Below are 19,029 nucleotides of genomic sequence, written 5' to 3' on the forward strand. Positions count from 1 at the left end.
CTTTTTCCATCCCGTTTTGAGCAGATAAAAACAACTTCTGATGAATTCGTTTCCGATAAGGGAGTTAGAAATGTCTTACATCATGATCTCGAGCAGATCCGAGCAGAGTTTCAATGGGTATTCGGGAAAAGTGCAGACTACAAGGATGGAGAAGTGTGGGTTGGGGGGAGAAAGGGGATTGCTTTATATCTTGATAGTATGACGGATAGTAAAGAAATCCAGCAGGTCATTATGAAAACCCTAAGTGAACCGTCTGCCAAACAATGGAAAGTGAAAAACAAAAACGATTTGCACCATTTTTGTCAGGAATTCTTTTCTGGTTCCTCTTATCAGTTGTATTCGGTGGAACATGATTTAGTCAGGGAGATCTTAAACGGATCGGTCGTTTTGGTACTGGAGGGCATTGAAGAAGCGGTAGCCATTAATCTCCAGACCGGCGAAAAGCGCAGCATCGTGGAACCGACCACGCAAACGGTCGTGAGGGCCAAAGGATGGCTTTGTGGAGTCCATTATGGTCAATGTGAGTTTGATCCGCAGACGCGTAAAAAATCCTCATTTGCAATTTGAATCGTTTGAAATTGGCAAAGACACGCGGACCACAGTGTATGTTGGCTACATTGACAATATCGTTGATCCGGAGATGCTGCAAGAAGTCATGAAAAGGATTCGAAATATTAAAACGAGTGCCATCTTCGAATCAGGCAATATTGAGGAATTTATTGCGGACAAAACCTGGACAGTGGCCATTACTGCCATTGCCAACTTCGTATCGCCTGTCTACAGCTTTGCCTCGGCTTCTCGATTATTGCGTTTTCCTTAATGTTTTTGTCCGCGGTTTTTGGATTATATGGGATGCTGGTCGGTCTGATTGTTATGGTTGCCCACTTAAGCAGCCTTCGTTCCTTCGGTGTTCCTTATCTCGCTCCGGTGGCTCCTTTTATATGGGAGGATCAGAATGATGTCTTTGTCCGCTTTCCGATCTGGGGGATGAAAAAAAGACCACGCTATCTTCACACTCAAGCCCCTGCAAGACAACCGGACAGCAAAACGCCAACCCCTCCGCCAAAGGGGGATCCTTCATGAAGAAAGGGATCCAAATTATCGGGCTGTTGTTGCTTCTTTCATTGTTATCCGGTTGCTGGGATGCTAGAGAGCTTGGAGATATCACCGTAGTTACAGGGATGGGGATCGACAAAGGGGAGCGTAAAAGATATAAACTTACCATTGAAGGCATGAATGCGGCGGAATTGAATAATAAGACCGCGAGAGGAGATGCTCCCTCTATTGTCTATAGCCTTGAAGGGGATACGATAGCAGAACTAAGTCAAAAGATGAACACAGCCATCTCACGGAAGACGGTATATTCCCATGTTCGGACTGTGGTTATCAGTCAGGAATTAGCCCGTACCGGACTCCTGGAGTTTTTGGATTTCTTAGAGCGAAACCGGGAAATCCGGGATGATTTTATGTTTCTTTTATCAGAGGGGAAAGCAGAAGATATCTTAAAAGTGACATACCCTATCCAAAAAGCGTCAAGCCTGAAAATTGCAGCCCAATTGCCCACGATGGCTCAAAATTGGGGCGGTGACCCCGATATTCGCTTGAAGCACATGATCGATGCCGCTACATCACCGGGCAGATCACCGGTTTTGACCAAGATTCGCATACAAGGGGAGAAAGAGAAAGGGGGCAGCGTTGAGAATATGAAGAAGGTAGATCCTAATGCAATCGTAGTTGTAGATGGACTTGCCGTCTTTAAAGATGATCGGTATATTGGGGATCTGAATATGGGGGACTCACGAAATTACTTGTTAATCCAAGGAGATGTGAAATTAACTTCTTTCACCATCCCTTGCGGAAATAAGAATTTTTTGGCTGTTCGCGTATATAATGCCTCTTCTAAACGGAAAGTCGAATATTTCGGCGGAACACCTCATGCGAAGATCGAGCTGTTCTTGGAGGGCCGTTTAGACTCCACTCAATGCGGCGATGATTTAAGCAAGCCGGAAACGTATGTGAAATACGAGAAAATGATGAGTAAGAGCGTTTCGCACGAAGTGGAAAGCACCATCAAGCGGGTTCAAAAGAAATTCCAAGTCGATGCTTTTGGCTTTGGAGATGACCTGAATCGGCAGCACTTTGAGCAATTTGAAAAGGTAAAAGACAATTGGAATGAAGAGTTTGCTCGAATGAAGGTTGACGTTCATACAACCGTGATGCTAAGGCGAGCGGGGATTCGAACCAAAAGCTTTTTGAAAGAACGAAAATAAAAATAATTTTTCTTTAAGTGGGAAAGGTAAAGAAAGGAAATATGGCTTTAGCAAGTAAACATAGAAAAGGGGTGGCATCCTTGCCCATATTGAATCCGGAAGAAAGGTATGAGGCTTTCGTTCAGCTGCTGCAAAGCCGGCTGGATCGAGATCTATCAGATGATGAGCAAACTCGTATTCGTCGATTAGCAGGGAATGAGGACTTTCAAATCTTACAAAATCTTATTGTCGAATTAGGCGGCCAGCGAACAGGAGGATAACATACGAAGAGGCTTACCAATCGAGAGCTTGGAGAGGGAAGCCTCTTTAATTTATTATGGGACGTATTGCAAGCAGGAATTATTCTGCTACAAGGGTCTAATTTCAGGTCAAGATGCTCATACTCTATTGTTATTTACAATAAGTTAATATTAGATTTACAAATTAATAATATAATTTATTATTAAATTCATCTTTAGGAAGTGTGTATCATGGAAATAAAAAATAAACAAATAGACCCCGTTGATTTAAGCAACCCCACCTTTTATAACAATCGGGAAATAAGCTGGCTAGGCTTCAATAAACGCGTACTAGAAGAAGCGCTGGATGAAAAAAATCCGTTACTGGAGCGGCTGAAGTTTTTGGCGATCTTCAGTTCAAATTTGGATGAATTTTTTATGGTTCGTGTTGCTGGTTTGAAGGATCAGGTAGATGCGGGCTTTACGGTTCCGGAAAATAAAGCGGGGTTAACCCCAAAAGAGCAATTAAAAAGCATATCCGATATCAATCACAAACTTGCCCAGGTTCAATATGATACTTACCGCAAAATGCTTGCACAGCTTTCAAATGAAGGAATTAAATTTTTTAGGATCAACGACTTAGATGAAGAGCAAATGAGTTTCGTGGAACGGTTGTTCGATGGTTTGATTTCTCCCGTTTTAACTCCATTGGCCGTCGATGCCTATCACCCTTTTCCGATGCTGTTAAATAAGAGCATTAATATCGCCGTGGTTTTGAAAAGCTCGGACAAGGAGCATGGGATAAAAAAACGGGCCCTTGTCCAGGTGCCAAGGGGGCTTGAACGTTTCATAGCACTACCAACGATAAATAAGGAAATGCACTTCGTTTTTTTGGAAGACATTATTCGTCACTTTATATACAAGCTTTTTATCGGATATGAAGTAGAGTCTGCAACGACCTTCAGAATTACAAGAAACGCTGATCTGGAATTGCATGAAGAGGGAGCGGAGGATTTATTAAAGGTCATTGAAGAAGAGTTGAAAAAGCGAAAGTCGGGAAATGTCGTTCGACTTGAAATCGAAGAAGAGTTAGCGGAAGAAGAGACGCTTCCATACTTAGCCGATGAATTAGAAATTCATGAAAAAGATGTCTATGTTCTCCATGGACCGCTTGATCTCACCTTTTTATTTTCTTTTTACAACGATATCGTCAAGGAGAAAGAACATCTGGCCTACTCTCCCTTAATTCCTCAACCATCAAAGGATATTCTTTTCGGTGATAATATATTCGAGATCCTGAATCAAAAGGATGTTCTCCTTCACCATCCCTATGAATCCTTTGATGCGGTCATTGAATTTGTGAAGCAGGCGGCTGAAGACCCGAATGTGCTAGCTATTAAACAAACACTTTACCGGGTCAGTAAGGATTCGCCGATTATTGAAGCTCTAAAGAATGCAGGGGAAAATGGGAAGCAAGTATTAGTCCTTGTCGAATTGAAAGCCCGCTTTGATGAAGAACATAATGTTCATTGGGCCAAGGAATTGGAAAAGGCCGGCTGTCATGTGATCTATGGAGTGACTGAATTAAAGACCCATAGCAAGATTACGTTAGTTGTACGCCGGAATCAGGGACAAATCGAGCGTTATGTACATTTAGGCACAGGAAATTATAATGATTCGACGGCTAAAATATATACTGATTTCGGGCTGCTGACTTCCCACTCGGAATTCGGAGAAGATGCGTCTCATTTCTTCAATTATTTGAGCGGATACACGGCAAAGCCCTCTTTATCTCACTTTACGATTTCGCCAAACGATATCCGCAGTCATTTTATAGATCTAATTGATCAGGAAATTGAGATGCACAAACGATACGATAATGGCCGAATTATAGCGCAAATGAATTCGCTTACCGATAAAACTTTAATGATGAAGCTATATGAAGCTTCCCGTGCTGGAGTAAAAATCGATTTGATTGTGCGAGGAATATGCTGTCTGCGCCCTGGCATTAAAGAGGTCAGTGATCATATTCGGGTAAGAAGCATTGTTGGAAGGTTTCTGGAGCATAGCCGGGTGTTTTATTTTCATCACAACGGAGAAGAAAAGATTTATCTCTCGTCAGCGGATTGGATGACTCGAAACATGATCAAAAGAGTGGAGATCAGTTTTCCGATTTATAATGAAGATCATAAGGAGAAAGTGAAAAATACCCTTCGTCTGATGTTGAGTGATAATGTGAAAGCCCGTGAACAAGATTCGTCCGGAGAGTATCATTATGTCCAACGGAACGCTGATGAACCAGAAATTGATTCTCAAATCCTATTATATGACTTGGCCTATAAGGCTGTCGAAGACGAAGTGTAAAGAAAACCAGTCTATTGTGAGCCTTCTGACATGTAAGCCAGCTTGAAATCAGGGGAAAAGGAGGATCGGTAAATTGGAAATGAAATTCGGAGTCATTGATATAGGCTCTAATTCTATACGGTTGGTCATTTTTAAACAAGGCAGAAACCAATCGTTTAAGGAAATAGAAAATTTTAAAGTCGTATCCCGGCTAAGTACCCATTTGGATGAAGAAGGCCGCTTGAGTGAGGAAGGCATTCATGTCTTGTGCGAAACATTAGAGAACTTTCGGGAGATTGCTCGTCATCACCAGATGTCAGAGCTGAAGGTGGTTGCGACGGCAGCCATACGGCAGTCTCGAAACCAGGATCAGATCCTAGATGCAGTGGCGGAAAAAACCGGTTTAAAGATGGAGATTCTCTCAGAATATCAGGAAGCTTATTATGGTTTTTTAGCCGTGATTAACTCAACCAGCCTAGAAAACGGCATTTCTATTGATGTAGGGGGAGGAAGCACGGAAGTTACCTTGTTCTCGGACAGGAAACTGGTCCACTACCATAGCTTCCCTTTTGGAGCGGTCTCATTAAAAGAAAAGTTTATCCAGAATGACGTGCCGACCCAAGAGAAGCTCAGGAGGCTGTCAGCTTATTTATCGGAGCAGTTTCAACAATTGGATTGGGTACAAGGAAAACGACTTCCTGTTGTGGGCATCGGGGGAAGTGCCCGAAATCTTGTCAAGATCCATCAAGTCATGAATCGGTATCCGCTAGGCGGCCTTCATCAGTATGAAATGGAGACAGGGGAGATGTTTAGGCTGATCGAGAGAATATCTTCTCTCTCCATTGAACAGCTGCGAGAGCTGGAGGGATTATCCAAGGATCGTGCTGATATCATTATTCCTTCCGCAAAGATCTTTCAGGCTTTAATGGAATGCGTTCTTTCTCCAACCTTCTTATTAAGCAATAAAGGGCTTCGCGAAGGGGTTTATTTTGATGGGCTTTTCCGGGAGCAGGAGCAAAAAATGATTCCTGATGTTTCCGAGCAAAGCTTGAAGGGGGTGGCTGCCGCTTACGATATCAGCCTGGAGCCGGTTCAGGAGGAGGTGAAAAGGGTCGCCCTTATGCTGTTCCAGGAATGCGAAAAACACAACGGCTTTTCATTGTCGGATGACGATCGAAAGGATCTGGAACAAGCGGCCTATGTCTTTCATTTAGGCAGATTTATCGACCTGAACGCTAGCGGTCAGCATACTTTTTATTTATTGACCAATCAAAATCTAGATGGCTTTTCACACAAGGAACGTCTGAAATTGGCTTTGCTGGCTTCCTTTTCTTCAAAGTCTATATTCAAAAAATACATAAAGGATTTTAAAGACTGGTTTACCAAGGATGAACAACAGAAGATCGTTTTTCTTGGAACCCTATTAAAGTTAGCCTATAGCCTAAACCATACTAACCGAAGGATTGTTGAAAATATTCAAATGACCGTCAGCAACCGACATATTCACGTCAGGATCCTCTGTAATAAAGAGTGGCTGGCTGAGAGTTATAAAGCGGAAAGACAGGTTAAACATCTGGAGAAGGCTACAAAGAAAAAGGTCATACTTGAGTTCAGTAAATAGAGACGATGTCACTAAAGTCGGGGGTGCTGATGGCTCCTCTTTTTTTGTACTTAGCGAAAAAAAGGCAAAAAGTTCACGAGTGTTAGGGGATTGAACTATGATACAAAGTGATGTGGAACTTTGTAGAATTTTGTAAATAAGAGCAAAGAAAATACATATAAAACTTCCCTAAACATATTCTGGGGAAGGGTACTAGAAGGGGTAGCATCGATGGAGGATGGCAGTGATAAACTTAAAAAAATCAAGGGAAGTCTTTTTTGGCGAACCTATTTACTGAATCTTTTTCTCACTCTCGCAGTCTTGATGATTATCAGCCTTTCTGCTGCCTCCCTTCTTCCTGAAATCTCACGCGAGCAGAGTAAGGAGTTGACGGATCAGGCAGCGGATCGGGTGAGTCAGCAGATGTCCGTCCTTATGGGGAAATTAAGGTACACGGCAGAAACGATGCAATATAATGAAACCTTACTATCCGATGCGGAAGGCGAGCTTCTTCAGGAACTTGGGGAGACGATCCATTCTTCGTTGGTTATAGACTTAGCCACGATCATGGATAACCAAGGCCGCGTCATTACCGCGTATCCTTCTAGCTTTTCAAATCTAAAGGGCAAAAATTTTGGCCATGAAACCAAAATACCGATTCTTTCATCTGATGTGCAGTCTTATGAAGTCCTGACGATCAGCACCGATATTACCGAGCAAAAGCAACGCGAAAAGCAGATGGAACGCTTGGCTTTTTATGATACGCTTACGGGGTTGCCCAATCGACGAATTCACAGCCTTCCTAGACAATCGCTCGCGCGACTGATTTCAGCGCAGACGCCTTTGGGTCTCGCCTTTCCAGGTATCCGGAAGATTTATGGGAATCTTAAATAAAATATCGGCCTTTATTATGTGGGGAACGACTGTTTATTTATTCTTTACGCTGATTTGATAATGCTTTCTTATAACTTTGATAACAGATGCTTGCTTTTGTATAATGAGATAACAAAAACTTGAAGACTTGGAGTGGGGAGGGTATTGAAGATGATCGAAATAGGACAGAAGGCGCCAGACTTTTCGTTACCGAGCACGAGTGGAGAAGAAGTGAAATTATCAGATTTCCGAGGCAAAAACGTTGTGCTGTATTTTTACCCAAAAGATATGACACCGGGCTGTACGACAGAAGCATGCAATTTCCGTGATTCTTTTGAGCCGTTTACCTCGTTGGATACGATTATACTTGGCATTAGCCCAGATCCGATAGATAAACATCAAAAGTTTATCGCTAAACATAATTTGAACTTCCTTCTTCTCTCAGATGTGGATCATCAAGCCGCTGAGTCATACGGGGTTTGGAAGCTCAAGAAAAGCTTTGGGCAAGAAAAGATGGGGATTGAACGGTCTACTTTCATTATTGATATAGAAGGCAATGTCGTGAAGGAATTTCGTAAAGTGAAGGTTCAGGGTCATGTGGATGAAGTACTTCAATACGTGAAGACAAACTTAAGCTAAGCATTTGGCGGAAAAGGGGACTTTGCTGTGACGTACGATTGTATTGTTGTGGGTGGTGGGGTTGCTGGTCTTCAAGCAGCCATTCAATTGGGGCGGTATCAGCATCAGGTTTTGGTCATTGATTCCGATCGCGGCCGCTCAACCCTATGCAGAAGCTACCATAATATACTGGGTTGGCCGGATGGCGTCAGTGGGCAAGAACTTCGTCAATTGGGAAAAAGCCAAGCGGAAAAGTTAGGTGTCCATTTTGTGGCTGATGAAGTGGTTGATGCCCATTTCGCAGAAGAAGGATTTTTACTCAAGGCAAAAAGAGGTCAATCCTATGAAGCGAAGCGAGTACTCTTAGCAACTGGTGTCATGGATCGGATACCTAATTTCTCCTCTCTTTATCCTTGTTTAGGAATCAGCGTTTATGTTTGTCCGGATTGTGATGGTTATGAAGTAAGAAACCAAAGGACGATTGTCATGGGGTCGGGGAATGTCGGGGCAAGGATGGCTTTGGCGCTTTTATACTGGACCAAGGATCTGGTGTACATTAATCATGAGCAGGCTGAGATCGAATCCCAACTGTTAAGCCAACTGCAAGAACACAATATCCGCTATATCGAAGAATCCATTCAAGAAATCATAGCAGAAGACTCCGGTCTGAAGGGGGTTAGACTGGAGAGTGGGCAGGAAATCATGGGGGAACGAGGGTTCATTGCTTTCGGGGGGAACGAAGTGAAGTCCCGATTAGCAAAGCAATTAGGGGTGGAACTTTTAGACAATCAGCATATTGTCGTTGATCCGCGAACCAAGATGACCAATGTTCCCCACTTATGGGCGGCGGGTGATGTGGTTGCGCACTCGGAGCAGGTTGCCATTGCGATGGGAGACGGTTCGCAAGCGGCGATCTGGATCCATAAGAGTTTGGTAGACCATGAGGCTTAGAGGTGATCATCATGACGTTTAACCCCATAGATCAAGCCTTTTTTCAACAGCCTACATTGGAATTGGCTCGTTCCTTGTTAGGGATGATCCTTGTAAAGGAAACCCCCTTGGGGACTACTTCTGGATGGATTGTTGAGACGGAAGCCTACATCGGACCGGAGGATCGTGCGGCACACAGCTTTGGAAACCGAAGGACGCCTAGAACAGAGGTAATGTTTGGGCCTCCCGGGTATGTGTACACATACGTCATGCATACGCATTGTCTGGTGAACGTCGTGAGCGGGAAGCTTGGCTATCCGGAGGCGGTCTTGATTCGAGCTGTAGAACCCCATACGGGAATTGAGCTGATGTATGAACGGCGGGGAAAGGTGAAGAGGGAACAGGATCTGACCAATGGTCCTGGGAAACTGGCCCGAGCTCTCGGTATCGTAAAAGAAGATTACGGGCGGCCTTTCTTTAAGCCTCCGCTTTTTATTGCTGAAGGAAAATCAATAGAGTCTGTTACTGTTGGTCCAAGGATTGGCATTGAGAACAGCGGAGAAGCCAGAGGGTATCCCTGGCGTTTTTGGGTAGAGGGAAATCGATTTGTTTCCAGGTAGATGAATCTCATAATTAACTAGACTGGATAATCCCATCTACAGAATCTTTTATCTCAAGAATTAACTGCTGAATCCCGTGTTGAATGTCAGCTAAGATGTGATCTTGATCTAAGAGGGCTTGAGTATTTTCCTGAATTGATTGATTGATCCCTGTCATTTGTTCGGTTAGATTTGAAAAGCCAAAAAAGAGGACGCCAATGCCGATGAAAGCAACGATAAGCCAGATCCATCCTAGATTAGAGCCTGTTCTTTTAGCTCTTTTCTCCTGTTGAACTGCTGGTTGTTCACTCAATTTGATTCTCTCCTTTCCATCCCTTGTTCCAATATTAACAAGGCAATATGTTCAAATTGTAAGCATTTTATGTCTTTTTGTATAAATACTTTGAAAAATAATAGGTTTGGAATGACGACAGATGGGAGGGTAACCACCTTTGAGTAGACTAGTGGAAATTACGGGTCCGCGTTTGCAAAATTTCCTGCACTTCCAGAGAGATCCTTTGGGGTTTATGACTGGGGTTTTGGGTATCGGGGATATTTTTCATCGGAACCCGCGTTTTTTTTGAGCAGCCCGAGCAGTTTTGGCCCGATCGTTTTGCTGCTCATTATTTCAAGGACTTGCCAAGATATGCCTATCTGCCTTTCGGTGCAGGTTCAAGATCCTGTATCGGAAATCAATTCGCGACTATGGAGGCCATCCTGATCCTTATCCTCATAGCTCAAAGGTACCGGCTGGAGCTGGTGTCAGGACAAGCTCCGATTCAAGCTGAACCTTCAGTTTCCTTAAGGATGAAAAAGGCGTTAAGGATGAGAGTCAAAGCCAGTAAGTAGGCATGGGTACTTGTAAGGAAGCCTCGCTGTTCGTATTTACATTTCATTTTCCTATAAACTTTATTGATCTTGTAAAGAATTTAAGATAATATAGAAAAGAATCGTTGGATGGAAGCCACGATTTTAATACTGTTGAAATTAAACTCGTAAAAATAGGATATACTTTTCACTTTTGGAAGATGTTATAGACAATGATTATTGCGCTAATTCATAGCCAAAGTAGAAGCATTATAGCTTCTATTTTGGCTATTTTTATTTTTTTGCAGAGGGGTGGTTCATCAGTAATATAAATCATAGAATATAGTAAATATTCGTGAACTGTGTGTTGCCTATTTCCAAGGGGCCTTATAGAAACGGGTCGTCCTTAGACAATTGAATGCAATACAAAGCTCCCACATTGTGAACTCCGCATTGTAGGAGCTTTTCGTTTGGTTAGGAAAATAGGAATGGCTATTATAAAAATTTGCACCTTTATTCGGTTGTCGAAAGTGAGGCTTTAACGATATGTCAGCCCCAATCCAGCAAAAGTTAGTTGACATCAGTGGTTTAACCAGCAAGCTGCTAAGAAAAAATTTTGGCAGAGGGCCAGACTCCTGCAATGCATTCGTTAATCATCGTTATCTCGTTTTTTATATCCGTGGATTTTTGTCACCGATGGAAGCGATCTTGCTTGCCAACGGAAACGTTGATCACATCAATTTTTCACGAAATATTGTTATGAAAGCCGTTCTTGCCAATTTACAAGGGATTCTTGAACTGGAGTTCGAGCAAGATGTGCAGGATTTTTACCACGATTGGAATTACGTTAGGAACACGGGGATGATTACCGTAGTTTTTGAGGGGAATATTACACTTGTTAATGAGGAATTGGAACAATTCCCCGAACGCCATCCTTTAATTGATGAAGTCGAGCGGATCAGCGCTCTTATTCAAAAGAAACCGGAAAAAACAGATGTTTATCGAATTTCTCCCAAGCTGTATCTTGTGAAGCGTACAGGGATTTTGATTCCCCTTGAAAAAGCGTTAATCGCAAAAGGCTACCTGCAGCTTCTTCTTGAAACCATTACTGATTTAGAGAAAAGCTACTATGAACCAGATGGCCGTTTTAAAGATGTCTTTAAGCAGCCTATAGCTGATATCTTTGTTGATAGTAATTTAATTGAAGATAATAGTTTGGCTTGTTTTGTCCTAAGGTAACTGTAGCTCCCAGTCAAGTCAAAGGATATGTGAAGGAGTGGCAGTATCTCCACTCCTTAGACTAGCTCTGCATTATCTAAGTCGCTTTTTCTTTTTAATTCCTTGGGGTTTAAAATAAAAACCATGATACTTCTTGATCCTGCTCCAATAGCGCATTTTCGGAAGGGGAGAGGAAATTTCGCAAATAAATCGTGAAAAATGTCCCGTTGAAAGTAACGGAAACATCATCAGGTGCTTTACCGAAGCTTTCTTTCAGCAAAGAGGAGATGTAGTCTGCCATCTTTTCCTGTTGTTCTTTCATATCCTGCATGAGTTTAATGGCTCCCTTCCCCCCTTGTTATTTAAGCACAAAGCACATCATGCTATTGTCTTCATGCAGATTCCAATCTACAAAAATATCAGCTACAGACTGGTTGAAGATCTCTTCGAATCGTCCGTCCCTGTGGTAATAGGGCTTTCTCCAAATCATCCTTGGTAGCGACAAGCGTATTTTGGAATCCTTTCGCAATCAATGCTTTTTCAATGGGCACAAGAATCCCTACACGTTTGACGAGATAAAGTTTGGGTGAAATTCGATAAGCTTCGACTTGTTCTGGAACTTTTTCAACCAAGAAGCTAATTCGAGAAACTTCTTCTTTTAGAGCTGTGGATTCAGGGAACTGTTCTATATTCGGATCAAGGGCTGTAAGCTCACGTTCAAATACGACGATTATGGTTCCCGTATTATTGGGATAATTCCAATCATGATAAAAGTCTCTTACATCTTGTTCAAATTGGAGCTCGAGTGCGCCTTTCAATTGAGCGAGAACGGACTGCATGACGATGCCGCGTGAAATATCAATATTATCTGCATTTCCATTTTCAAGTAAAACAGACTCCATCGGAGATAGAAATCCTCGTATGTAAAAAACAAGATATTGATGATTGACAAAGGCTTGGCAAGATTCTGGACCCCGGCCAAAATTTTTTCTCAACAATTTGCTTGTAAAGCTGATAATGTCCAATAATTTTTGCTGACTTATGGATGACATAGGGATGAAACCTCACTTTCTGGAGCGAATCGAGGAAATGTCGTAATATATATTTCCCTATTCTGTTGAAATTATTGATTAATTAAATTATTATTAAAATGGATGCCATGGTAAAAAGACATGATCTCAAGTTTCCTATGTACTCCCCAATCCATGAAAAAGATACTTTTTAATACGATTTTTGGATGATGGTATAGACAATTTTTAATTGAGCTATTACATAAGCCAAAATAGAAAGCATGATGCGTTCTATTTTGGCTTTTTTTATACGCATAAGGGTATAAAGGCGAAACTTAAGGAGGGTTTACGGATGGACACCCCACCAGTAGATGCGTTCGAAATACTAGAGAGGATTAAGGATGGATTTTTTGCCTTAGATGAGTACTGGAAATTTACCTATGTTAATGCGGAAGCTTCTCGTCTACTGTTTCGGAGTCGTGATGATTTGATTGGCAAGCATGTATGGTCCGAATTCCCGGATGCCATCCATTTACCGTTTTATGAATGGTATCATAAAGCGGTTTGTGAACAAGCGCCGGTTACATTCGATGCTTTTTTTCCGCCTCTGAAAACATGGTTTGATGTGAGGGCTTATCCGTCAGAAAATGGTTTGAGCGTATATTTTCAGGATGTTACAAAGAAAAAGATGGCAGTCGCCCAAAAAGAAGAACATTATCAATCGCTTTTCCAGCATAATCCGGATGCAGTATTTTCTTTTGATTTGGACGGAAATTACCTTAGTGTGAATCCAGCCATGGTCAAGCTGCTAGGCTACAGTGAAGAGGAATTGTTGCAGCAATCGTTTATTCCGCTCGTGCCTGAAGATGACCTGGAGAGAACCATCCAGCACTATCGGACTGCTGCCAATGGCATGACGCAGAGATACCAAACAAAAGCAATACACAAAAACGGACGCATCGTCCATGTCGATGTGGCGAATATGCCCATCATCGTCGATGATGAGGTTGTTGGGGTATACGGCATTGCTAAAGACATTACGGAGCGCATTGCTGAACAGGAAAGTTTGAGGCAAAGCGAGGAATTATTCCAACTCATCTCTGAAAATTCTCGGGATATTATTTCTATTACATCTCCCGAAGGCCGGATATCATATGTATCCCCTTCGATCCGAGCGCTGCTGGGGTACGAACCGGAGGAAGTGATCGGTTCGATCAGGTATGATTTTTGGCATCCAGACGATGCAAAGGAATTTAAAAAGGGAAACCTGACAGACAACGCCAACGAGGACATTTTGGTCCGCCGCATCAAGCATAAAAACGGTCACTACGTTTGGATTGAAACATCGGTTAAGACCAGGACAAACGAGCAAGGGGAAAAATTCCATGCTATAGGAATCAGCCGTGATATTACAGATCGCAAACTAGCTGACGATGAACTGAGGAAGGCGAAAGATAGACTTCAATCGTTAGTTATGAATAATGCCGATGCGATTTGGGTCATTGATATGGAAGATCGGGTTTTGGAGATCAATCCCGCCTTCGAGACGCTTTTTGATTGGTCTGCTGAGGACGTGCTCGGAAGAAAGTTACCGATTGTACCGGATTTTCTGAAAGAGTCCATTCAACATAACCATGAACGCGTAAAGAAAGGGATCTCCATGGCGGGTATAGAAACCATTCGCCAGAGGAGAGACGGAAGCTTACTTGATGTCAGTGCAGCGCTCTCTCCTATTGTTGACAGCCAAGGGAGAGTGGTAGGGATCACAGGCACTTGTCGTGATATCACGCCCAGAAAAAAAGTTGAGGATAGACTGAAAGAGAAAACCAAACAATTAGAATCCTTTATTGAAAATATGGTGGATGCGATTTTGGTTTTTGATATGGAAGGGACTATATTGCGTACGAATCGGGCGTTTGAAAAAACGTTTGGCTGGACCAAACAAGAGATCATCGGCTTAGGATTAAAGGAATTGCCATTTGTCCCATCTCAAGGTATCGATGAAGTGATGAAATTTGAATCTGAGGTCAAAAAAGGAAATTCGATTATAGGGGCAGAAACCATTCATTTGCGAAAAGATGGGTCTGCCTTGAATGTACAGTTATCCATTTCGCCAATCAACGATGTAGAAGGGCAGATGGATGGCTGGTCGATAACGTTGAGGGACATCACGGAGTGGAAGAAATCCCAGGAAATTTTGAAACACACCGAGAAATTATCGGTGGCAGGGCAATTGGCTGCCGGCATCGCCCATGAGATCCGAAATCCGATTACGGCCATCAAAGGGTTTGTCCAGTTAATGAAATCCGGAGTCGGTAACAAGACGGAATATTTTGATATTATGTCTTCTGAAATTGAACGGATAGAACAGATTCTAAGTGAACTGTTGATGCTTGCAAAGCCCCAGATCAGCAAATTCGAACGAAAAGAAATTAAAGGATTATTGGCTCAGGTCATCACGCTCCTAGATACGCAAGCCATTCTAAACAATGTGGAGATGGTTTCAGAGTTTCAAACGGGCGACAACTATATTAATTGTGACGAGAACCAACTCAAGCAAGTCTTTATTAATTACATCAAGAATGCGATTGAAGCAATGCCTACAGGCGGTAAATTAGTAATTCAAACCAGGGTAATCCATGATGACCAAATCGCCATCCGTTTTATTGATGAGGGGGTTGGCATGCCAGAAGAGGTGCGCGCGAAGCTAGGTCAGCCTTTCTTTACGACAAAAGAAAAAGGAACAGGATTAGGTTATATGGTCAGCAAGGAAATCATTGAAAACCACTGGGGCGAAGTACATATTATGAGCGAAGTAAACCTTGGAACCACGATTGAGGTGATTTTTCCTCTAGCGCATGAAGGGAAGAAATAGAAGTATTGAAAAAAGAGGAAGGGGCTCCCGTTCCTTTGAATTGGAGTTGATATAAATATTGAATATTCAAACAAAAATCATTTGGATTAATGTATCATAAAGCGTATAATGATGGTAAGCGTTTTCAAAGTATGACCGATTGGGGGATTGATAGTGATTTTTGAATCTCAATATCGTAGGAAAGCCCTTGAGTCATGGGAGAGCGACAAAGAAGAATCAAAAAAGGAACTGAAAGAAATCCTTGAGAAAAATCGGCATCTTAAATATCATCCTCTTAAATATGCTGCAGCTTTATTAACTGCAATTTTTATGCAGCAATGAATGCAGAAAGATGTAAAAGAGTTCATCAAACGGACTCTTTTTTATTTTTGCTGCAAAAACAAAGAGACAGGAATCCTGTCTCTTTTATTCAAGGTACAAGCAAGGCTCAATGCTACTAATGCCCTGAGGGAGAAGATAAGCCGACCTGGTTAACCAATTGCTGACTTTCTTCATTCAAACCGATAATTTCTACACGCTTATTGAGTTTTTGGTATTTATAAATCACTTTCGCGATTGCCGTTACAGCGGAATGATCCCAAACGTGGGAGTTGCTGAAGTCAATTACAATGCAATCCGGATCTTCGTTGTAATTAAACTCTTCAACGAAATGGTTCATTGTGCCAAAGAACATTTGACCGGATATTTTGTAGACTTTTGCTCCATTCTCCATGCTTGTCATTGTCTTCATGCGAGCCATTTTCCATCCGAAGTTGAGGGCACTCATGATTACGCCAGCAATGACTCCTTTAGCCAGGTCGTGAGTAGCTACTACGATTGCTACGGTAACAATCATAACGACAGCGTCCGGTCGCGGCGTCCGTGGTAATGTCTTAAGGGATTGCCAATCAAACGTTCCGATAGAAACCATAATCATGACCCCAACCAGGGCAGCCATCGGAATCTGCTTGACGACATCGCCTAGAACGATAATGAGGAACAGGAGGAATACACCCGCTACAAGAGTAGATAAACGTCCTCTAGCTCCCGATTGGACATTAATGACGGATTGGCCTATCATGGCGCAACCGGCCATTCCTCCAAAAAATCCTGTGACCATATTGGCGATTCCTTGACCTCTAACCTCTTTATCTTTCGAGCTTTTAGTTTCTGTCATTTCATCAATAATGGTAGCCGTTAATAAGGATTCCAACAAACCGACAATGGCCAGCGTGATGGAATACGGCAGGATAATCCATAAGGTTTGCAGAGATAATTCAATGTTAGGCAGGTGGAATACAGGCAAAGCACGAGTAATCTCTCCCATATCACCTACCGTGCGTCCGTTGAATCCGCCATAAATCGCGATCGCCGTCATGATGATAATGGCAACCAGTGCAGATGGAACAGCTTTTGTGAAACGAGGTAAGATATAAATAATAGCTAATGTCGCTGCTACCATCACATACATTTGCCATGACTCACCGACAAAGTGCGGCAATTGAGCCATGAAGATTAGGATGGCTAGAGCATTCACGAATCCAATCATGACAGAGTGAGGGACAAAGGTAATAAATCTGCCCACCTTCAGGAAACCCAGGATAAGCTGTATGATCCCGGTTAATACCGTTGCGGCGAGCAAATACTCTAAGCCATGATCCTTTACCAGGTTAACCATGAGTAATGCCATGGCCCCCGTTGCTGCTGAAATCATCGCTGGACGCCCACCAACAAAAGCGATGACTACAGCAATACAGAACGATGCGTATAGCCCCACCATCGGGTCAACTCCTGCAATGATGGAAAACGCAATTGCCTCCGGTATCAAGGCTAGTGCCACAGTGATCCCTGCCAGTACGTCACCTCGAATGTTACAGAACCATTCTTGCTTCAAGTTCATAATTAACCTCTTCCTATTTAATTTTTTAATAAATGACTTTTCTCTCTCAGAAAAGTCGGAGCCGTTGTACCTAATTGTGAATTATACATGAACATTACCAGCTTGGCTATACGGACAACCCTTGATGAAAGCCCTAACATTGAAGAGGGAATCTAAAATACTAGTCAATACTTTAGGATTCAAGCTGATTTAATTTAATTAAAGATCATAAAAAAAGATGCCGGCCATGAAGACCAGCATCAACATATGCAGCAGGGGGCTGCAACCTATAGTAACCTATCGGATTGGAATCATTAATTGTTCCTTTTATATTATAAGCACATTTTTCATTTATGTAACCATTCAAAATATGGATAAACTGACACTTTAAACTCCTGGCGGCGTATAGGCTGGCGGCAGCTTAGCCCACCCTCTTTTTCTCATCTTTGTTTTTAAGGTCATCCCATAGGCGAGGGATTCATTCAAAATTTGGACCCACATTGCTCCCACGTCTGTTCTGACGCATTGGGCCGCTGCCGTTGAGGCATTGGTAGACATGGCCATGATTTTTAATGCTAAGCCATTTGAGATTTCGTCATCGGTTAATTTGACCCCTAAGGGGATATCATTTGGGTCAGAAAATGGTTTTGGCTCAGACACGGGTGGCAGTGAGATTCCTTCTTCCCTCATAAATTTCTCCAATTGTTTGGCATGGTCAGAACATAGTTTTATCGCATCCTTTAGCATGCCTTTTAGTTCATCATCCACAGTGGTATTTAGCCCTGCTTCTTCAAATGCCATGGCTTCCTTGACAACCCCGTAATATAGCCAAGAAAAGGAAGCTTCAATAATATTTAACAAGGGTTTAGGTTCATCGTCAACAATAGTATTAAAAACACTCCGAAGGGCTTCGATATAGTTTGGCAAGATGACACCTCCTCTTTTACAGTTATTACCATATTATACTTATTTTAAGACTGCGGTAAACTATCGCTATCTTTCTTTTCCAATTTCACTTCGCCATTTATCCCCAGTTCCATATAAAATACATCCTCGAGGTTTACGTTTTTATTAGCCAAAGTCTTTTCGACCCAATGTTTTGAAATATGATTGGACTTTAAGTTATGTTCCAATAAAACACCATCGATAATAATAGGCAAGGCAATGCCGAATCGCTTTTCTTCCAGATTTAAATCCCCACGGGTAACAATTTGCGCATTACTTTTGGTTTGTACACTTAAGCCGCCATCAATTTCCAGGATGGCGAGTTCAACGTCTGCTAAAGCAAAGTTATTCTGATGCCGAATCATCGAGGTTAAGTCTTCTAATGTCAGATTCTCCCTTCTTAAATTCGGTTCAAGAATATGACCGTCCTTCACTAAATAGATCGGTTCTCCTTCAAATAGCTTCCGAAGAAAAAGACTTTTTAGCGATAAAAAGTTAATAAACCAAGTAATGCTTCCCCACAGAAAAATAATATAAATACCTTCCAATAGCGATACATCCCTGATCCAAATAATATTGGCCGCCAACGAACCGATCACGATTCCATTGACATAGTTAAAATAAGTGAACTGGGCAATTTGCTTTTTTCCTTGAAAACGAATGAGGAGCATGAGGACAAAGAAGGAAAGGACAGCCCTTATGCCGATATCAATATAAGAGTACATTGAAACATTCCTTCCTTTGGAGTTAAAAGGTCTAAGTATAAGGATGGATAATTTTCAAGCACTTTAAACATCGAGACTATTAGGGAAACGACGAAACGGCTGCCTTCTTTTTATAAAAACATTAGATGTTGTTAAGAAAA

19 protein-coding genes and 1 pseudogene are annotated in these 19,029 nt (G+C 42.2%); 14 read left to right on the plus strand and 6 right to left on the minus strand.

Annotation, left to right across the window (positions count from 1 at the left end):
- The first annotated feature begins 153 nt into the window (after positions 1-153).
- The 10 genes and pseudogenes from ABLT31_RS14085 (at position 154) to ABLT31_RS14130 (ending at position 9,472) form a co-directional block, all read left to right on the plus strand.
- Positions 154-820: pseudogene (locus tag ABLT31_RS14085) on the plus strand (spore germination protein).
- Positions 820-1,083: a spore germination protein gene (locus tag ABLT31_RS14090; protein WP_367752570.1), complete on the plus strand. Its 264-nt coding sequence runs from the start codon at positions 820-822 to the stop codon at positions 1,081-1,083. Before ABLT31_RS14085 ends, ABLT31_RS14090 begins: the two are co-directional and overlap by 1 nt.
- Positions 1,080-2,270, plus strand: a complete 1,191-nt coding sequence (locus ABLT31_RS14095) for a Ger(x)C family spore germination protein (protein ID WP_367752572.1) — start codon at positions 1,080-1,082, stop codon at positions 2,268-2,270. Before ABLT31_RS14090 ends, ABLT31_RS14095 begins: the two co-directional genes overlap by 4 nt.
- 17 nt (positions 2,271-2,287) lie before the next feature.
- Positions 2,288-2,530 carry a hypothetical protein gene (locus ABLT31_RS14100; RefSeq protein WP_367752574.1) on the plus strand — a complete coding sequence of 81 codons (243 nt, stop codon included), beginning with the start codon at positions 2,288-2,290 and terminating at the stop codon, positions 2,528-2,530.
- A gap of 210 nt (positions 2,531-2,740) precedes the next feature.
- Positions 2,741-4,852: an RNA degradosome polyphosphate kinase gene (locus ABLT31_RS14105; protein ID WP_367752576.1), complete on the plus strand. Its 2,112-nt coding sequence runs from the start codon at positions 2,741-2,743 to the stop codon at positions 4,850-4,852.
- 79 nt (positions 4,853-4,931) lie between these two features.
- Positions 4,932-6,452 carry an exopolyphosphatase gene (gene ppx, locus ABLT31_RS14110; protein ID WP_367752949.1) on the plus strand — a complete coding sequence of 507 codons (1,521 nt, stop codon included), beginning with the start codon at positions 4,932-4,934 and terminating at the stop codon, positions 6,450-6,452.
- Positions 6,453-6,662: 210 nt separating this feature from the next.
- Positions 6,663-7,325 (plus strand): hypothetical protein, encoded by a 663-nt coding sequence (locus ABLT31_RS14115; RefSeq protein ID WP_367752578.1) that lies wholly within the window; start codon positions 6,663-6,665, stop codon positions 7,323-7,325.
- Between the two features lie 150 nt (positions 7,326-7,475).
- Positions 7,476-7,943: a thioredoxin-dependent thiol peroxidase gene (gene bcp, locus ABLT31_RS14120; RefSeq protein WP_367752580.1), complete on the plus strand. Its 468-nt coding sequence runs from the start codon at positions 7,476-7,478 to the stop codon at positions 7,941-7,943.
- Positions 7,944-7,970: 27 nt separating this feature from the next.
- Entirely contained in the window at positions 7,971-8,873 is a 903-nt protein-coding gene (locus ABLT31_RS14125) for an NAD(P)/FAD-dependent oxidoreductase (RefSeq protein WP_367752582.1), read from the plus strand.
- Between the two features lie 11 nt (positions 8,874-8,884).
- Entirely contained in the window at positions 8,885-9,472 is a 588-nt protein-coding gene (locus tag ABLT31_RS14130) for a DNA-3-methyladenine glycosylase (protein WP_367752951.1), read from the plus strand.
- Positions 9,473-9,485: 13 nt separating this feature from the next.
- Here ABLT31_RS14130 and ABLT31_RS14135 read toward each other — a convergent pair whose 3' ends face one another.
- Entirely contained in the window at positions 9,486-9,764 is a 279-nt protein-coding gene (locus ABLT31_RS14135) for a hypothetical protein (RefSeq protein ID WP_367752584.1), read from the minus strand.
- Between the two features lie 248 nt (positions 9,765-10,012).
- Between ABLT31_RS14135 and ABLT31_RS14140 the strand changes: the two genes are divergently transcribed.
- Both ABLT31_RS14140 and ABLT31_RS14145 read left to right on the plus strand, forming a co-directional pair.
- Positions 10,013-10,300, plus strand: a complete 288-nt coding sequence (locus ABLT31_RS14140; RefSeq protein ID WP_367752953.1) for a cytochrome P450 — start codon at positions 10,013-10,015, stop codon at positions 10,298-10,300.
- Positions 10,301-10,804: 504 nt separating this feature from the next.
- The gene (locus ABLT31_RS14145) at positions 10,805-11,497 is read left to right on the plus strand and encodes a Na-translocating system protein MpsC family protein (protein WP_367752586.1); all 693 of its coding nucleotides are present in this window, start codon (positions 10,805-10,807) and stop codon (positions 11,495-11,497) included.
- A 109-nt stretch (positions 11,498-11,606) separates the two neighbouring features.
- Here the strand turns inward: ABLT31_RS14145 and ABLT31_RS14150 are convergent, their stop codons facing one another.
- Both ABLT31_RS14150 and ABLT31_RS14155 read right to left on the minus strand, forming a co-directional pair.
- A complete protein-coding gene (locus tag ABLT31_RS14150; RefSeq protein WP_367752588.1) occupies positions 11,607-11,807 on the minus strand; it encodes a Na-translocating system protein MpsC family protein in 201 nt (66 codons plus the stop codon).
- An 88-nt stretch (positions 11,808-11,895) separates the two neighbouring features.
- Positions 11,896-12,528 carry a Na-translocating system protein MpsC family protein gene (locus ABLT31_RS14155; RefSeq protein ID WP_367752590.1) on the minus strand — a complete coding sequence of 211 codons (633 nt, stop codon included), beginning with the start codon at positions 12,526-12,528 and terminating at the stop codon, positions 11,896-11,898.
- A gap of 310 nt (positions 12,529-12,838) precedes the next feature.
- Between ABLT31_RS14155 and ABLT31_RS14160 the strand changes: the two genes are divergently transcribed.
- Together ABLT31_RS14160 and ABLT31_RS14165 are read left to right on the plus strand one after the other, a co-directional pair.
- Positions 12,839-15,361: a PAS domain S-box protein gene (locus tag ABLT31_RS14160; protein WP_367752592.1), complete on the plus strand. Its 2,523-nt coding sequence runs from the start codon at positions 12,839-12,841 to the stop codon at positions 15,359-15,361.
- 153 nt (positions 15,362-15,514) lie between these two features.
- Positions 15,515-15,682, plus strand: a complete 168-nt coding sequence (locus ABLT31_RS14165; RefSeq protein WP_367752594.1) for a hypothetical protein — start codon at positions 15,515-15,517, stop codon at positions 15,680-15,682.
- A gap of 115 nt (positions 15,683-15,797) precedes the next feature.
- Here the strand turns inward: ABLT31_RS14165 and ABLT31_RS14170 are convergent, their stop codons facing one another.
- From ABLT31_RS14170 to ABLT31_RS14180, 3 genes are all read right to left on the minus strand, one after another.
- Positions 15,798-17,240 (minus strand): SulP family inorganic anion transporter, encoded by a 1,443-nt coding sequence (locus ABLT31_RS14170; protein WP_367752596.1) that lies wholly within the window; start codon positions 17,238-17,240, stop codon positions 15,798-15,800.
- A gap of 366 nt (positions 17,241-17,606) precedes the next feature.
- Positions 17,607-18,146, minus strand: a complete 540-nt coding sequence (locus ABLT31_RS14175) for a DUF3231 family protein (RefSeq protein WP_367752598.1) — start codon at positions 18,144-18,146, stop codon at positions 17,607-17,609.
- A gap of 44 nt (positions 18,147-18,190) precedes the next feature.
- Complete coding sequence (locus ABLT31_RS14180; protein WP_367752600.1) at positions 18,191-18,889, minus strand: DUF421 domain-containing protein; 699 nt, start codon at positions 18,887-18,889, stop codon at positions 18,191-18,193.
- Positions 18,890-19,029: the final 140 nt, after the last annotated feature.

The sequence above is a fragment of the Ammoniphilus soli genome (genome assembly GCF_040813775.1).

Excerpts from the sequence above, each read along its gene's own strand:
- ABLT31_RS14090 (WP_367752570.1), top strand. The coding sequence starts at position 820 with ATGTTTTTGTCCGCGGTTTTTGGATTATATGGGATGCTGGTCGGTCTG.
- ABLT31_RS14130 (WP_367752951.1), top strand. The coding sequence starts at position 8,885 with ATGACGTTTAACCCCATAGATCAAGCCTTTTTTCAACAGCCTACATTG.
- ABLT31_RS14180 (WP_367752600.1), bottom strand. The coding sequence starts at position 18,889 with ATGTACTCTTATATTGATATCGGCATAAGGGCTGTCCTTTCCTTCTTT.
- ABLT31_RS14170 (WP_367752596.1), bottom strand. The coding sequence starts at position 17,240 with ATGAACTTGAAGCAAGAATGGTTCTGTAACATTCGAGGTGACGTACTG.
- ABLT31_RS14150 (WP_367752588.1), bottom strand. The coding sequence starts at position 11,807 with ATGCAGGATATGAAAGAACAACAGGAAAAGATGGCAGACTACATCTCC.
- ABLT31_RS14145 (WP_367752586.1), top strand. The coding sequence starts at position 10,805 with ATGTCAGCCCCAATCCAGCAAAAGTTAGTTGACATCAGTGGTTTAACC.
- ABLT31_RS14105 (WP_367752576.1), top strand. The coding sequence starts at position 2,741 with ATGGAAATAAAAAATAAACAAATAGACCCCGTTGATTTAAGCAACCCC.
- ppx (WP_367752949.1), top strand. The coding sequence starts at position 4,932 with ATGAAATTCGGAGTCATTGATATAGGCTCTAATTCTATACGGTTGGTC.
- ABLT31_RS14155 (WP_367752590.1), bottom strand. The coding sequence starts at position 12,528 with ATGTCATCCATAAGTCAGCAAAAATTATTGGACATTATCAGCTTTACA.
- ABLT31_RS14095 (WP_367752572.1), top strand. The coding sequence starts at position 1,080 with ATGAAGAAAGGGATCCAAATTATCGGGCTGTTGTTGCTTCTTTCATTG.
- ABLT31_RS14160 (WP_367752592.1), top strand. The coding sequence starts at position 12,839 with ATGGACACCCCACCAGTAGATGCGTTCGAAATACTAGAGAGGATTAAG.
- ABLT31_RS14115 (WP_367752578.1), top strand. The coding sequence starts at position 6,663 with ATGGAGGATGGCAGTGATAAACTTAAAAAAATCAAGGGAAGTCTTTTT.
- bcp (WP_367752580.1), top strand. The coding sequence starts at position 7,476 with ATGATCGAAATAGGACAGAAGGCGCCAGACTTTTCGTTACCGAGCACG.